This is a genomic window from Lysinibacillus boronitolerans JCM 21713 = 10a = NBRC 103108 (assembly GCF_000772935.1).
Lineage (GTDB): Bacteria > Bacillota > Bacilli > Bacillales_A > Planococcaceae > Lysinibacillus > Lysinibacillus boronitolerans.
Map to the genome: position 1 here is coordinate 1 of NZ_JPVR01000006.1, position 239 is coordinate 239.

Consider the following 239-nt stretch of genomic DNA (forward strand, 5'->3'; position numbering starts at 1 on the left):
GCCGGATCGCTACGAGCCGGGCCTGAACCGGGCCACGCTGGAGTGCGCGCGTCATTACCAGACGGTGATCCTGCCGGCACGGCCACGCAAGCCTCAGGACAAGGCCAAGGCCGAGGTGGCGGTGCAGGTGGTCGAGCGCTGGATCATGGCGCGGCTGCGCCATCGGCAGTTCTTCAGCCTGCATGCGCTTAACCAGGCCATCGCCGAGCTGCTGGAGGATCTGAATCGGCGCCCGTTCA

Annotated in this window: 1 pseudogene; it reads left to right on the forward strand. The window is 67.4% G+C overall.

The features are described 5' to 3' along the window. A pseudogene (locus CD31_RS00030) lies at positions 1-239 on the forward strand (IS21 family transposase); the annotation flags it as partial.